11 protein-coding genes are annotated in these 13,859 nt (G+C 72.1%); 4 read left to right on the forward strand and 7 right to left on the reverse strand.

Features of this window, described 5'->3' with window-relative positions; translation table 11 throughout:
- Positions 1-128 precede the first annotated feature (128 nt).
- The gene (locus IE262_RS15965; RefSeq protein WP_229877282.1) at positions 129-2,600 is read left to right on the forward strand and encodes a SpoIIE family protein phosphatase; all 2,472 of its coding nucleotides are present in this window, start codon (positions 129-131) and stop codon (positions 2,598-2,600) included.
- A gap of 23 nt (positions 2,601-2,623) precedes the next feature.
- On the opposite strand, the gene IE262_RS15970 is transcribed toward IE262_RS15965, so the two are convergent.
- The 3 genes from IE262_RS15970 to IE262_RS15980 are packed head-to-tail and all read right to left on the reverse strand — an operon-like array spanning position 2,624 to position 7,388.
- Positions 2,624-4,138 (reverse strand): AMP-binding protein, encoded by a 1,515-nt coding sequence (locus IE262_RS15970; protein ID WP_189874579.1) that lies wholly within the window; start codon positions 4,136-4,138, stop codon positions 2,624-2,626.
- A gap of 50 nt (positions 4,139-4,188) precedes the next feature.
- Positions 4,189-6,504, reverse strand: coding sequence for a CaiB/BaiF CoA-transferase family protein (locus IE262_RS15975; RefSeq protein ID WP_189874320.1), 2,316 nt, complete (start codon positions 6,502-6,504; stop codon positions 4,189-4,191).
- A gap of 17 nt (positions 6,505-6,521) precedes the next feature.
- Positions 6,522-7,388, reverse strand: coding sequence for an alpha/beta fold hydrolase (locus tag IE262_RS15980; RefSeq protein WP_134037258.1), 867 nt, complete (start codon positions 7,386-7,388; stop codon positions 6,522-6,524).
- Between the two features lie 124 nt (positions 7,389-7,512).
- Between IE262_RS15980 and IE262_RS15985 the strand changes: the two genes are divergently transcribed.
- Positions 7,513-7,992 (forward strand): FAS1-like dehydratase domain-containing protein, encoded by a 480-nt coding sequence (locus IE262_RS15985; protein WP_134037261.1) that lies wholly within the window; start codon positions 7,513-7,515, stop codon positions 7,990-7,992.
- A 44-nt stretch (positions 7,993-8,036) separates the two neighbouring features.
- Positions 8,037-8,453, forward strand: a complete 417-nt coding sequence (locus tag IE262_RS15990) for a hotdog family protein (protein WP_134037264.1) — start codon at positions 8,037-8,039, stop codon at positions 8,451-8,453.
- Between the two features lie 42 nt (positions 8,454-8,495).
- Here IE262_RS15990 and IE262_RS15995 read toward each other — a convergent pair whose 3' ends face one another.
- The 4 genes from IE262_RS15995 to IE262_RS16010 are packed head-to-tail and all read right to left on the reverse strand — an operon-like array spanning position 8,496 to position 12,152.
- Positions 8,496-9,479: a quinone oxidoreductase family protein gene (locus tag IE262_RS15995; RefSeq protein ID WP_189874322.1), complete on the reverse strand. Its 984-nt coding sequence runs from the start codon at positions 9,477-9,479 to the stop codon at positions 8,496-8,498.
- A complete protein-coding gene (locus IE262_RS16000) occupies positions 9,476-10,297 on the reverse strand; it encodes an ABC transporter permease (protein ID WP_189874324.1) in 822 nt (273 codons plus the stop codon). Before IE262_RS16000 ends, IE262_RS15995 begins: the two co-directional genes overlap by 4 nt.
- A complete protein-coding gene (locus IE262_RS16005; protein WP_189874326.1) occupies positions 10,294-11,145 on the reverse strand; it encodes an ABC transporter ATP-binding protein in 852 nt (283 codons plus the stop codon). The genes IE262_RS16000 and IE262_RS16005 overlap by 4 nt, the downstream gene beginning before the upstream one ends.
- Positions 11,145-12,152: an ABC transporter substrate-binding protein gene (locus IE262_RS16010; RefSeq protein ID WP_189874328.1), complete on the reverse strand. Its 1,008-nt coding sequence runs from the start codon at positions 12,150-12,152 to the stop codon at positions 11,145-11,147. The genes IE262_RS16005 and IE262_RS16010 overlap by 1 nt, the downstream gene beginning before the upstream one ends.
- A gap of 342 nt (positions 12,153-12,494) precedes the next feature.
- On the opposite strand from IE262_RS16010, the gene IE262_RS16015 reads away from it, so the two are divergent.
- Positions 12,495-13,778, forward strand: coding sequence for an aromatic ring-hydroxylating oxygenase subunit alpha (locus tag IE262_RS16015; RefSeq protein WP_229877284.1), 1,284 nt, complete (start codon positions 12,495-12,497; stop codon positions 13,776-13,778).
- Positions 13,779-13,859: the final 81 nt, after the last annotated feature.

Consider the following 13,859-nt stretch of genomic DNA (forward strand, 5'->3'; position numbering starts at 1 on the left):
GCAATAGGCTGGAAGACGGGGCTCCGGCGGGTGATCCATCGGGTCCGAGGAACTCCGAGGACGACAGTCGCCGGTGCTCCGCGGCGAGGTGAATGATGATGCGTTCGAGCAGTGACCCTCCGCGACCGGTGGACGGGGACGGAAAGAGGAGCCCCGTACAGCCGCCGGACGCCGTGGCCGCCGTCGACGCACACGGCCTGGTCACCGCGTGGAGCCCGGGCGCCCGGCACCTGCTCGGCTACGCGCCCTCCGAGGTGCTCGGCCGCCCCGCGTCCCTCCTGCTGGCCGCGGAACCCACCCCGGCGGCCCTGCGGCGCGCTGTCGCGTCCGAGGGCTGGAGCGGCCGGGTGGCGCTGCGGCACCACGACGGTCACCGTCTGGAGGCGGACCTGCGGGCATGGTCGGCACCGGCCGCCGACGGACAGTCCCAGTGGTTCCTCGTCCACTCCCCGCCCCCGGCGCCGCCGCCGACCCCCGGCGCGTACGACGACGCACAACTCCTGGAGTGGGCTTTCGCACGGTCCCCGCTCACCATGGCGGTCTACGACGTCGACGGGCGGATCCTGCGGATGAACACCGCCACCTGCCGCCTGCTCGGCGTCGACGAGCACCAGGTGCTCGGGCGCGCCGTGGAGGACCTGTGCGGGGACACCCGGGAGCGGGGAGCACCCGCCACCCCCGCGTCCGCCCAGCGTCTGATCGAGACGATGCGCTCGGTGGCCCGGACGGGCCAGGAGATGCGCTACGAGATCGCCGGCCCGGCAGCGGAGGACGGGAGCGGGAAGGCGACCTGGTGGGCGGTCACCATGTCACCCGTGACGGATCCGGACGGCCGTGTCCACGGAGTGTTCACGGCAGGATGCGACATCACCGGTCAGCACGAGGCGCGGCAGCGGCTGGCCGTCCTCAACGAGGCGAACGCCCGGATCGGAGCCACCCTGGACGTGGCGCGGACCGCGGACGAACTCGCCGACATGGCCGTCCCGTGGCTCGCCGACTTCGTCAGCGTCGATCTCCTCGACTCCGTGCTGCACGGCGGCGACCCGTTCCCGGGCCCGGTGGTGGGCACCATCACCCTGCGCAGGGTCGCCCACCGGTCGGTGACCGAGGGCACCCCCGAAGCCGCGGTCAAGCTGGGTGCGGTGGACATCTACCCGGACTACTCGCCGCCTGCCCGCTCCCTGGGCTCCGGCCTGCCCGTCCTGAGCGCGAAGGGAGACGACGACTTCGACCGGTGGACCGGGGCGCACCCCGGCAGGGCCTCCCGGGTACGCGACTACGGCTTCCACTCCGTGATGTCGATACCGCTACGGGCCCGCGGCACCACGCTCGGCGTGGCGGTCTTCGCCCGCCGGCGCCCGGAGCCCTTCGTCCCGGACGACCTGCTCGTGGCCGGCGAGATGGTGGCCAGGGCCGCCGTCTGCGTCGACAACGCCCGCCGCTACACCCGCGAGCGCGCCACCGCCCTGAGCCTGCAGCGCAGCCTGCTCCCGAGGCAGCTGCCGCAGCAGCCGGCCGTGGAGGTCGCCACACGCTATCTGCCCGGCAGCACCCAGGCAGGCTTCGGCGGCGACTGGTTCGATGTGATCCCGCTGTCCGGCGCCCGGGTCGCGCTCGTCGTCGGAGACGTCGTCGGCCACGGCCTCCGGGCGACGGCGGCCATGGGGCGGTTGCGGATCGCGGTGCGCACCCTCGCCGACGTCGACCTCGCCCCCGACGAGCTGCTCACCCAGCTGGACGATCTGGTCATCCGCCTGGCCGCGGAGGGCAGCGGCGCGGCGGGCGACAGCAGGGACGAGGGCCTTGAGACCCCGGAGGACGAGGAGAGCGCCGGTGACATGGCCGCCACCTGCCTGTACGCGGTGTACGACCCCGTCACCCGGCACTGCACCATCGCCCGGGCCGGCGGTCCCGTCCCCGCTCTCGTCCGGTGCGACGGCACGGTGCAGCTCCTCGACGTCCCCACCGGCCCCCGGCTCGGTGTCGGAGGTCTGCCCTTCGAGGCCACGGAGCTGGAAGTGCCTGAAGGCAGCCTGCTCGCCCTCTTCACCGACGGCCTGATCAACGCCAGGCCCGGCAACCTCGACACGCTGTGCCGCGTTCTGTCCCACCACCCGGATCGGGACCTGGAGGACACCTGCGACACCGTCCTGGAGCGGCTGCTCCCCGGCCTGCCCACGGATGACGTCGCCCTGCTCATCGCCCGTACCCGCGCCCTGGACACCGACCGGGTCGCCACCTGGGACCTGGACAGGGAGCCCTCCGTCGTCGCCGACGCCCGGAAGGTGACGTCCGACCAGCTGGCCCGCTGGGGGCTGGACGACCTCACGTTCACCACGGAACTCGTCGTCAGCGAGCTGGTGACCAACGCCATCCGGCACGCCGAGGCCCCCATCCGGCTGCGGCTGATCCAGGACCAGTGCCTGATCTGCGAGGTGTCCGACGGCAGCAACTCCGCGCCGCATCCGCGCCGGGCCCGCACCTTCGACGAAGGCGGCCGCGGTCTGATGCTCGTCGGTCAGGTCGCCGACCGCTGGGGCACCCGCCAGACACCCACGGGAAAGATCGTCTGGGCCGAGCAGTGTCTCTCCACGGCGTGAGCGGACGGCCCGCCCTGGCTTGGTCAGCTCCGAGGGGACGCCGTATCCGAGGTGGCGGCGGCGCGGTCCCAGGTGCGGGAGGTCACGCCGCGCTCGCGCAGGACGGCCTTGCGGACCTTGCCGGTCTCGGTGAGCGGCAGCGCCGGAACCGTCTCCACGAAGCGGGGCACGGCGAAGGCGGGCAGTTCACGGGCACAGTGCCGGGCCAGGTCCTCCGGGTCCAGCACACTGCCCGGCCGGACGACCACGGCGACCATGACCTCGTCCTCGGCCAGCTCCGAGCTCACGGGGAAGGCCGCCGCCCCGGCGACCGCCGGATGGGAGCGGACCACCGACTCCACCTCGGACGACGAGATGTTCTCCCCACGGCGCCGGATGACGTCCTTGACGCGGTCGACGAAGCGGAACCAGCCGTCGGGTTCGCGGACCACACGGTCGCCGGTACGGCGCCAGGAGCCGGGCGACGGCTCCGGATCCCCCAGGTAGCCGGTGGAGAAGGCGTACGGGTGGTGGCTGCGGACGAGGAGCTCGCCCGGGGTTCCGTCCGCGACGGGGCTGAGCGTGTCGTCGACCACCCGTGCGGAGAAGCCCTCGCGTACCGTGCCCATGTGGCCGGGCCGGTACGCGTCGGGGGTGGCGCCGATCACGAGGTTCGTCTCCGTCGAGCCGAACCCGTCGACGAGGGTGACGCCGAAGCGGTCGAGGAAAGGCTGCCACAGGGGGCCCGGGGTGGCCGGGGAGAGACCGCGCCACGCCCGGTGCGCCCGGTCCTGAGGACCCGGTGGCTGCGCGAGCAGCATCGGCACCATCGCACCGAGCAGATAGACGGCCGTGGCACGGGCCTGAGCCACCTGCGACCAGTAACGCGAGGCGGAGAAGCGCCCGCCGACGACGCAGCTCGCGCCCACCGTCATGGCGTGCGCCAGGGTGTTGAGGGCGTTGGTGTGGAACAACGGGAGACAGGTGAACAGGACGTCGTCGGACGTGAGCCGCAGCGCGTCCGAGACATTGCGGCCCCACCACACGAACTGGGCCTGCGGGCAGCGGACACCGCGCGAACTCCCCGTGGTGCCCGAGGTGAAGAGCAGGGCGGCGGTGTCCTCCGGACGCACCGGAGCGGGCGGGACCGCCTCGGCCACGCCCGGCCGGGGGACGTCCTCGCCGCCCACCGGCCAGACGGCGCCGCGATGCCCGGCCGCCGCGGCGTGCGCCACCGACTCCGCCTCGGCGTACAGGAACCGGGGCCGGGCCGCGTCCAGCGCCTGGCGCAGCGACCGGCCGCGCAACCCGGTGTTCAACGGCACCACGACCACGCCCAGCCATGCACAGCCGAGGACCAGGTCGACGAGTTCGATCCGGTTGGACAGCAGTGCCGCGATCCGGTCGCCCGGCCGGCAGCCCCGGGCGGCGAGCGCGCCCGCCATGGTGGCCGCGGCCTCGCGGGTCTCCACGTACGTGCGCGTCACGTCTCCCACGCGCAGGAAGATCCGGTCACCGAACCTCTCGGCCGCCGACTCGACGAGCCCCGGCACGGTCATGTCGCGCACCCGCGCGCCGGGTGTGGCCGTGCCGTACGCCGTCGAGTCAGTCACCGCAGGACACCCTCCTCGTGCAGCCGCCGGAGCCGCTCCGCAGAGATGCCCGCCACGTCGAGCAGCACTTCGTCGGTGTCGGCGCCCAGCACGGGCGCGGCCCGCCGGATGCCGCCGGGCGTACGGGTGAGACGGATGGGCACGCCCTCGTGCAGAAAGGCGCCCGCGGCCGGGTGCTCGGCACGGACGTAGAAGCCTCGTGCCCTCAACTGCGGGTCGTGTTCGACGAGTTCACGGCCATCCTGCACCGCCCCGGCCGGGATACCCCGCTTTTGCAGCAGCTCCGCCGCCAGATCGGCGGACAGACCGCGGGCCCACTCGCCGAGCACACCGTCGACCAGGGCGCTCTCACGCCTGCGGCCCTCCGCCGTCGACAGCCGGGCGTCGGCGGCGAGTTCGGGGCGCCCCAAGATGTCGCACAGCGCCGCCCACTCCTCGTCCGAGCGGACACTGACGGCCAGCCAGCGGTCCGTGCCGAGACAGCGGTACACCCCCTGAGGGCTCCACACCGGGTGCGCGTTGCCGATCGGGGTCGCGGACGACGTGAGCAGGCTCGTCCCCATGTGCGCGGCGATCGCCTCCAGTTGGGACAGGTCGATGTGCTGGCCACGCCCGGTCTCCGCCCGGTGCTCCAGCGCGGCGACCGTCGCCAGCGCCGCCTGGAGACCCGCGACGATGTCACCGTGGCCGTAGATCACGCCCACCACGTCGTCCGGCCCCCAGCCGGTCAGCCCGGTCAGTCCCGAACTGGCCGAGACGGTGTCGGCGTACGACACCCAGCCGGCCCGCGGGCCGGTGTGGCCCATGCCCGACATGCTCACGTACACGATGCCCGGGTTGATCTCGCGCAGCGCGTCGTAGCCGAGGCCGAGCCGGGTCATGACCGTGGCGCTGAAGTTCTCCACGACGACGTCGCAGTTGGCGATGAGGTCCCGGAGCACGGCGACGCCCTCCTCGGTCCGTGTGTCGAGGGCGATACTGCGCTTGTTGCGGTTGACCTCGTTGAAGTAGCCGTTGGTGTCCGGGTCCGTGTGGTCGCCCCGCGACAGGTGCATGAAGGGGGCGAACCGGGTGGGGTCGGGGCGTCCGAGGGACTCCACCTTGATGACGTCCGCTCCGTGGTCGGCCAGGACCTTCGTGCAGTACGGGCCCGCGAGGACCCAGGTCAGGTCGAGGACGCGTACGCCGTCCAGGGCGGGCCGGGCGTCCTCGTAGGCTTCCTCGACCTGCCGCACCGGGCGTTGCTCGCCGAGGAGCGCCTGATCGTCGCCGAGGCGGGGTACGCCGAGCGAGGTGACCCGGCGACCCTCGGGGAACGCGAACGGGAAGCCCACGTCCGTCCGGCCCCCGACCCGGACGAAGAAGTCCCGCGCGGACAATTGAGGGTTGTCCGGCAGCTCGTGCGGCAGGTCCACGGCCGCCCAGGGCAGTTTCCTGGTCTGCGCCGCCTGGGCGAACTCCTCCTTCGGCCAGGTGCCGACGAAGTCCTGGACGACCTTGAAGACGTACTCCTGGTGTTTCTTGCGCTCGACGGGGTCCTGCCACCTGGGCTCCGCGAGATCGGCGTCCGCGCCCTCCTCGCGCAGCCAGGCGAGCAGCGCGTCCCACATGCGGGGGCTGCCCCCGAGCCCACCGCCCAGGTAACCGTCCGCGGCCCGGAACAGCCCGTGCGGGACCAAGGGGTGCACGCGCCCCGGCCGCGGCGGTACCCGGTCCTCGTGCAGATAGGCGAGGGCACCCGCCTCCAGGGCCGCCGCGACACATGCCTGCGCGGAGACGTCGATGAGCTGACCCGGCCCCCGGCGCCGCGCCCGCAGGCCGAGCAGGACGGCGATCGCCGCGTTGACGCCCGCGAGCTGCTCCGCCTGGTTCTCCGGCAGCCGCAGCGGCGGCCCGTCGGGATCGCCCACCTGCGCGAGCATCCCGCCCAGCGCCGCCACGACCAGGTCGGTCCCCTGCCAACCGCTGCGCGGACCGACCAGCCCGAACGGGGTGACGCGCACATGGACCAGATGATCGAGGCCCTCGGCGGCCGGGCCCGCGCCGTCCGGCGTTCCGTCGAGCAGGACGTCGGCGCCCGCCAGCAGGCCCCGCAGCCCGGCGGCGCCCTCAGTGGTGGACGGGTCCAGCGTCACCGAGCGCTTCCCGGCGTGCCAGTGGGCGAAGGCGTCACCGCCGAGTTCACGCCGCGTCCCGTCGCCCTGAGGGGGTTCGACGAGGACGACCTCGTGACCGAGCCCGACCAGCAGCCTGCCCGCGAACCGGGCGAACGGGCTGGACAGCTCGACGACGCGGGGGATCGATGCGCTCACGTGTCCTCCGCTCGCCGTCAGCCGTGGTGCTGGTTCAGGAACCCGCTGACCACGCTGTAGTAATCGTACGGACGCTCTTCCTGGGGATGGTGGGATGCCTGATCCATCACATGCAGACTGCCCCGCGGCACCATGCGGGCCAGCATCAGGGGATAGTCCGGGGTCAGGAAGGCGTCGTACATCCCCCACAGGAAGAGCGCGGGGGCCTCGATGCGGCCGAGTTCGGCGGAGAGGTCCTGCCAGTCGCCGCGCGGGTTGTCCGAGGCGCCCGCGAGCGCGGTCTCCTCCGGGTCGAGGCTCTGCTCGTAGCGCAGCGTCACGGTGCCCTCGGGGACGGCGTCCGGGTCGAACCACTCCAGACGCGCCATCAGGGCCCTCATCTTCTCCCGGGACGGGCCGTCACCGCCGTAGTACACGTCGCGGGCGTTGCGTCCGCGCCGGCCGCCCTCCGGCAGCGGGGCCAGCGGGCCGTGGAAGACCGGCATGCTGCCGGTGACGACCAGCGACCGGACACGCTCGGGATACCTGGCGGCCAGGTTGAGCGCGATCGTCCCGCCCCACGAGTTGCAGACGAAGTCGGCACGCTCCACGCCCAGAGTGTCGAGCAACGCCACCGTCTTCGCGGCGTGGTAGTCCCACATGGGCCCCTTGATGACGGGCTTCGCGGACTTCCCGTACTGCAGGATGTCGACGAGGAGGCACCGGCGGTCCGCCGCGAACAGCGGCGCCACCTGCCCGAAGTCCGACCAGCCCGTACATCCCGGGCCGCCGCCGTGCAGAAAGACGGTGGGGCTTCCCTCGCCCAGCTCGATGTAGTGGAAGTCGACGCCGTCCGCGTCCGCGTAGGCGCCCTGCGGAGGCGGCTGAATGTCCATGAGGTCCATGCTCCGCATCGTGTCCGGCGGCACGGCCGCATCCAAGCGCAGCGGTCCGCTGAGCGGGCCGGACCCGTGGTGACGGACGGACAGCGGCGGTTAGCGTCGCGTCACCCGAGGACGGAGGCGGCGCATGGCGGCGGAGCTGGATCTGGCGGAGGAACGGGCCCGGGCCTCGATCGGCCGGCAGGAACGGCGCCCCCTGGGGGTCGTACGGGCCGAGGACGCCGCGGAGTTCGCGCGGACCTCGGGAGAGACCCAGCCGCACCTGACCGACCCCGGGCACTCCCGGTTCACCGTGCACCCCATGTACCTCGTCAGTCTGCTGCGCCCGGCTCCAGGCCCCGGCCCGGACGAGGTCCGGCCGGACGGCATGTACCGCGACGAGGTCCCCGGCACGGACGGGCTCGATGTGCGGCTGATGGCGGGCGGCCAGGAGGTGCGCTGGAAGGACGAGGTACGGGCCGGAGACGCGGTCGACGTGCTCCGGGCCCTCACGGCGGTCGAGCGCAAGGGTTCCGGGGACGGGTTCCTGCTGCTCACGGTGGAGAAGACGTACCGCGCGGCGCGCGGAGTGCTCGTCGAGGTCTCGGAGAGGTTCATCGTCAGGTGAGTACGCCCGGTAACCCCAGTAACCCCAGTACGTCCAGTACGTCCGTGGAATCCGTCCGCGTCGGTCAGCCGGTACCACCCGTCGCGTTCACCCCCGACGAGGTCACCCTGCTGCGCTTCGGCGCCGTCACCCGCAACACCCACCGCATCCACTACGACACCGCCTTCGCCCGCTCCGAGGGCCTGGCCGGACCGGTCGTCATGGCGCAGCTGCACGGCTGTCTCTTCCACCGGGCCGCGGCGGGCTTCGCCGGCGGGACCGGGCGGGTGCGGGAGGTCGCCTGGCAGAACCGGGCACCCGCCCACGCGGGAGACCGGCTCGAAGTCACCGGCACCGTGCGCGCGGTCGACCCGGTGCGCGGCGAGGTCACGCTCGACCTCGTGGAGCACTGCGGGCCCGCGGACGGCGAAGGCCCCGGAAGCGTCTGCTGCCGGGGCCACGCCGTCGTCGTCCTGCTCTGAGCGGCCTCAGTCCACGGAGGGGTCTCAGTCCACCGAGGGGTCTCAGTCCACTGAGCGGCCTCCGTCCAGGTCCAGCACCACCCTCCCGACCGCCTCCCCGCTCCGCAGCCGGTCCACCGCCTGCCCCAGCCCTTCGATCCCGTGCCGCTCGATCGGCAACGTCAGCTCTCCCGAGGCCAGTTCGGTGAGCAGCCGCTCGGTGTCCGCGGCGACCTCCTTGCCGCGGGACATCAGATTGACGGGCAACAGCGCCACGTCCGCGAGCAGGAAGTCGGCGAGGTCCACGCTGAACTCGCGCCCGGCGGTGTAGCCGACCAGTGCCGCGCGCCCGCGCGGACGGACCAGCGCGAGGGCGTCGCGCAGCACCGGTCCGCCGACGGTGTCGACGATCGCGTCCACCGGCCCGCCCACCGCGTCCGGCGACAACTCCGCCGCCAGGACCGGCTTCGCCGGCGCCGGGACATGGCTCAGCTTGGCCGGGCGGCCCACCACTCCGATCACCTCGGCCCCGGCGCGCGCGGCGACCTGCACGGCCAGCGCGCCGACCGCACCCGAAGCGCCGGTCACCAGGACCCGCTCCCCGGGCCGCACCCCCGCCACCGAGTGCACCGCCAGCCACGCGGTACCTGTGGGGGAGAAATAACTGCACGCCAGCGCGGGATCGGTGCCCTCGGGCACGGGGAGTACGGCGGCGTCGGGCACCACGGCGTGCTCGGCCCAGCCGCCGTCCCGGCGCAGCCCCAGCCCCTTGCCGTTGATCCTCACCAGACTGCCCTCGGCGTGGGTGTCCGAGGCCAGGACCACCCCGCACGCCGACGTGCCCGGCACCGAGGGCAGATCCGGGAGGATGCCGAACTTCCCGTCCACGACGTTCAGATCGAGATGCGCCACCTGCGCCGCCCGCACCCGTACGAGGGTCTGGCCGGGCTCCCGTACCGGCACGGGACGCTCCACCAGCCGGGGAAGCGTGCCGAACCGCTCAAGGACCAGCGCACGGGACGTCCGCCCCTGCACACCACTGCTCATAGTTTGACTCCATAACGTCGCAGCACCCGCGAGGCCACGATGCGCAGCACGCGGTCGAAGACGAACCCGAGAATGCCCAGGGTGATGATGCCGACGAAGACCCAGTCGATGCGCCCGTAGTTGCGCGAGGTCCAGATCAGCGAACCGAGACCGACCTGGGCGGCAACGATCTCGGCGGACACGATGGTCAGGAAGCTGTTGCCCATGGCGAGCCGCGCCCCCGTGACGATGTACGGCACGGTCGACGGCAGCACGACCTGCTGGAGGATCTGCCGGCGTCCCGCGCCCAGGCTGGCGGCGGCCCGCAGCTTCGACTCGTTCACCGCCATCACCCCGGCGCTGGTGTTCAGCGTGACGATGAAGACCGCCGTGTAGAAGATCAGCACGACCTTGGACGACTCGCCGATGCCGAGCCACACCACGGCCAGCGTCACGAAGGCGACCGGCGGGATGAAGCGGAAGAACTCGATGTACGGGTCGAGAAGCCGGCGTACCAGCGGGATCTGCCCGATGAGCAGCCCGACCGGCACACCCACCAGCAGCCCGAGACCCCAGCCGATCAGGATGCGGCGACTGGAGGCGATGATCGAGTTGGTGAGCGTGCCGTCGCGTGCGAGATCGACGGCGGCGGACAGGGTCGCCTGCGGGGAGGCGACCAGGGAGGCGCCGTACGACATCGCCAGCAGCTGCCAGATCCCGACGCCGACGAGGACGGACACCACGGACAGGCCGGCCGTGCGCAGTCCCCGTACGGCGCCGTGCACGGGGCGCCGGTCGATGCGTGGTTCGGCGGTGGGCTTCGCCGTGACGACCGTCATCGCTGCTCCTCCTGGTCGAGCCCCTGCGCCAGCAGGGCCTTGCGGACCTCTTCGCCGATGTCGTCCCGCAGCGCGTGCCGCAGTTCGAGGGCGGCGGGGTCGGACTCGTCGCGCGGCCGGGGAAGGTCCACCGGGTAGACGGACTTGACCGAGGCGGCCGGGCCGGCGGTCATGACGGCGACGCGGTCGGCCAGCAGGATCGCCTCGTCGATGTCATGGGTGACGAAGACGACGGTGCAGCCCGAGGTCTGCCAGATGCGGGCCATCTCCTCCTGCATCACCTGCCGGGTCTGCGCGTCGAGCGCGCCGAACGGCTCGTCCATCAGCACCACGCGCGGTTCGTTCGCCAGCACGCGGGCGATCTGCACGCGCTGGCGCATTCCGCCGGAGAGCTGGCCCGGGAACCGGTCGGCGCAGTGCCGCAGTCCGACCAGGGCGAGGTACTCGTCGGCCAGCTGGTGCTGCTCGGTGCGGGACCTGCCGCGCATCCGGGGGCCGAACGCCACGTTCTGGCGGACGGTGAGCCAGTCGAAGAGGGCCTCGCTGCTCTGGAACACCATGCCGAGTTCGGGGTCGGGACCCGTGACGGGCGCCCCGTCGACGGTGAGGGTGCCCGAGTGCGGGTGCACGAACCCGGCGAGCGCCGACAGCAGGGTGGACTTGCCGCAGCCGCTCGGGCCGAGCAGACAGAGGAATTCACCCGCGGCGATGTCCAGCGAGATGTCGCGCACGGCGTGGAAGGATCCGAACCGGATGTCCACCCCGTCGACGGCGACGGCAGCACCGTGGGCGTCGTTCTCACGCGCCGGACCGGACGGCGGCCGGTCGGCCTCGATGGCCTTGGTCATCAGGATCCCTTCGTCTGCTGGGTGAACCATCCGGGCAGCACCGCCCCGGTCACATCCGCCTGGGACGCGACCTTCCCGGTGTCCACGTAGAACCGGGCGGTCGCGGTGTAACCCCTGAGGTCGGCGGCGGTGATGTCGCGGACGCCGAAGTCGATGTCCTCGATGGCTTGCACGGTCTGGGTGGTGGGGACCTTCGCGGCCTTCTGCGTGGCGGCCGCCGCCGCGTCCGGGTCGGTCTCGGTGGCCTTCGCCGCTTCCCGCAGGGCCTGCGCGACCTTGACCGCCGTGCCCTTGTTGCCGCTCAGCCACTTGTCGTCGGTGATGAGCCAGTGGGCGTACGACAGGCCGTAGTCGCCGGTGGTCTCCAGGACCCGTCCGCCCAGTTCGGCACCCTTGGCGGGCCAAGGCTCCCAGAGAACGTAGGCGTCGACGTCGCCCTTCTGCAAGAGCGCCGGGATCTCCGGCGGATCCGCGGTGACGAAGTCGACCGACTTCTCATCGATGCCCTTGGACTGGAGGAACCGGGTCGCCGCGAGCTCCGACAGCCCCGGTACGACGGCCATCTTCCTGATCTCCGCCGGGTCCTTGACCTTGGGGCCGAGGACCACCTTGAGATAGCGGCCGGACTCCTCGTAGACGAGCAACGACCGCAGGCCGGTGTGCTGCTGGAGCATGCCGATGGTGGTGGTGTCGGAGTTGCCGGCCAACTGCACCTGACCGGCGGCGAGGGCGTCGACGCCCTCGCCGCCCCGCCCGAACTGGACGAGCTGGACGTTCACCCCGTGCTCGGCCCACAGACCCCTGGCGTCGGCGAGGAAGAAGGGCGCGAACGAGGGGTCGATACCGACGGCGATCCGGACCGTGGGGCCGGACGCCGTGTTCTTGCCGGAACCTGCCGCGGAGTCGGTGGTGGCCGCGCGGCACGCGGTCACTGCTGTCGCGGCGATGAGAGCGAGGAGGGCGACGACACCCGCGAGGGGGTGTCTCCTGGTGACCCGTGTCTCCATGGATACCTCGGTGGGTTGACGGGAGACCGCCGGTTTCGGCCGGTCATACGGGGTGCGGCCCGTGGGCTGGCTGGGTTGGCGCGAACCGTAGACCCGGGTGACGGCGACTGGCACGGATCGCGGTCCGCTGAACGGGATGGACACGGGACCGGCCGCACGGCGGGCCGTTCATCGGCCGGGTAGCGGGGTGTGTCACCCGGGTGGGCTTGCGCGGGGACCCCGGCAGTCAGGGCCGAACCGCAGATCCGGTGCGGTCTGCTCAGCGGAACGGGTCCGTAGGCGGATCGGATGCGTCCCCCGATGCTCGGGGCATGTTCCGACGGCAGCAGGAGGTCACGCACCATGACGACGAGTGAGGGCTCGCCCGCCTCCACGAGCACCGGCCGCACCGGCCGCAGACCGGCCGGGCAGCCCGGCCGGCAGGACTGGTCGTCGTGGCCCCACTACGACGGTGCGGCGGCCGGCTTCCGCGGCTACTGGTACCCGGTCACCTGGTCCAGCCACATCACCGGCAAACCCCTCCCGTTCACGATCTGCGGTGAGAAGATCACCCTGATCCGGGACGGCGGCAAGGCGTACGCGCTGCACAACCGCTGCCCGCACCGCGGGGTGCCGCTCTCCGAGGGCAACCAGCAGTTCCCCGGCACGGTCAGCTGCCCCTACCACGGCTGGACGTTCGACCTGCCCACCGGAAAGCTGTGCGCGGTCATCACCGACGGCCCCGGATGTCGGCTCACCGGCAAGGTCGGGGTGAAGACGTACGCCGTCGAGGAGCGCCTCGGCATGGTGTGGGTGTACATCCCCGTCGCCGACGAGGACCCCCACCCGATCGACGAACAACTCCCCGAGGAACTCGTCTCCCACGGCTTCGTCATGGGGGGCCGGATCGAACCCCGCGGTGGCAACTGGCGGTTCGCCTGCGAGAACGGTTTCGACGAGGGGCACGCCAAGTATCTGCACCGCACCGCGCTGTGGCGGCTGTTCAAGCCGATGCCGACGTGGAACATCACCCGGATCGTCCCCCGGGGACGCTGGATCTTCCGGGTCCAGGACGAGGTCCACTGGGAGGCCGAGTTCCCCGGCGTGGGCCGCTGGTCCAACAAGCGCTGGTGGAAACTGCAGCCGCCCAAGGAGACCTTCAACCTCGGCAACACGGGCAAGGCGGACAAGGTCGCCCCGACGATCGAGGCCCAGGAGTTCCCCGGCTTCGCCTCCCTGGCGATGCCGGGCGTGCTGCGCATCGCCTACCCCAAGTTCATCCACTACGAGTTCTACGTCCCGGTCGACGCCGACAACCACCGTTACGTCGGTGTGATGGTCAACTTCACCGAGGGCTGGGAGACGCTCAGGTTCTACGCCAAGTACCTGGGTGCCATCCGCTGGCTGTTCCACGGGCAGTTCTCCGGCCAGGACGCCTGGATGGTCGACGTCACCGACGCCCCTCCGGAGAAGCTCTACCGCCCCGACCTCTCGCTGACCGCCTGGCGGAACCTCAGCGAGGAGGAGTACGCGAAGAAGCTGGCCGCGGCCGGGGCCCGACCCGCTCCTTCCACCGATTCCGCCGATTCCAAGATTTCCACCGCTTCCACCGATTCCGCCAACGCCGGCAACGCGAAGAAGGGCTGACCATGGGCCGCACACTGCTCACCCTGCTGGCCGGGGCCGCCATCGCCGTAGCGCTCCCCCTGGCCAAGAAGCGCTTCGAGC

The organism is Streptomyces bluensis, assembly GCF_014650715.1.
Lineage (GTDB): Bacteria > Actinomycetota > Actinomycetes > Streptomycetales > Streptomycetaceae > Streptomyces > Streptomyces bluensis.

What these genes read in the sequence shown, in the direction of transcription:
- IE262_RS15970 (WP_189874579.1), bottom strand. Translation starts at nt 4,138, where the DNA reads ATGACCGTGCCGGGGCTCGTCGAGTCGGCGGCCGAGAGGTTCGGTGAC.
- IE262_RS15980 (WP_134037258.1), bottom strand. Translation starts at nt 7,388, where the DNA reads ATGGACCTCATGGACATTCAGCCGCCTCCGCAGGGCGCCTACGCGGAC.
- IE262_RS15985 (WP_134037261.1), top strand. Translation starts at nt 7,513, where the DNA reads ATGGCGGCGGAGCTGGATCTGGCGGAGGAACGGGCCCGGGCCTCGATC.
- IE262_RS15995 (WP_189874322.1), bottom strand. Translation starts at nt 9,479, where the DNA reads ATGAGCAGTGGTGTGCAGGGGCGGACGTCCCGTGCGCTGGTCCTTGAG.
- IE262_RS16000 (WP_189874324.1), bottom strand. Translation starts at nt 10,297, where the DNA reads ATGACGGTCGTCACGGCGAAGCCCACCGCCGAACCACGCATCGACCGG.
- IE262_RS16005 (WP_189874326.1), bottom strand. Translation starts at nt 11,145, where the DNA reads ATGACCAAGGCCATCGAGGCCGACCGGCCGCCGTCCGGTCCGGCGCGT.
- IE262_RS16010 (WP_189874328.1), bottom strand. Translation starts at nt 12,152, where the DNA reads ATGGAGACACGGGTCACCAGGAGACACCCCCTCGCGGGTGTCGTCGCC.
- IE262_RS16015 (WP_229877284.1), top strand. Translation starts at nt 12,495, where the DNA reads ATGACGACGAGTGAGGGCTCGCCCGCCTCCACGAGCACCGGCCGCACC.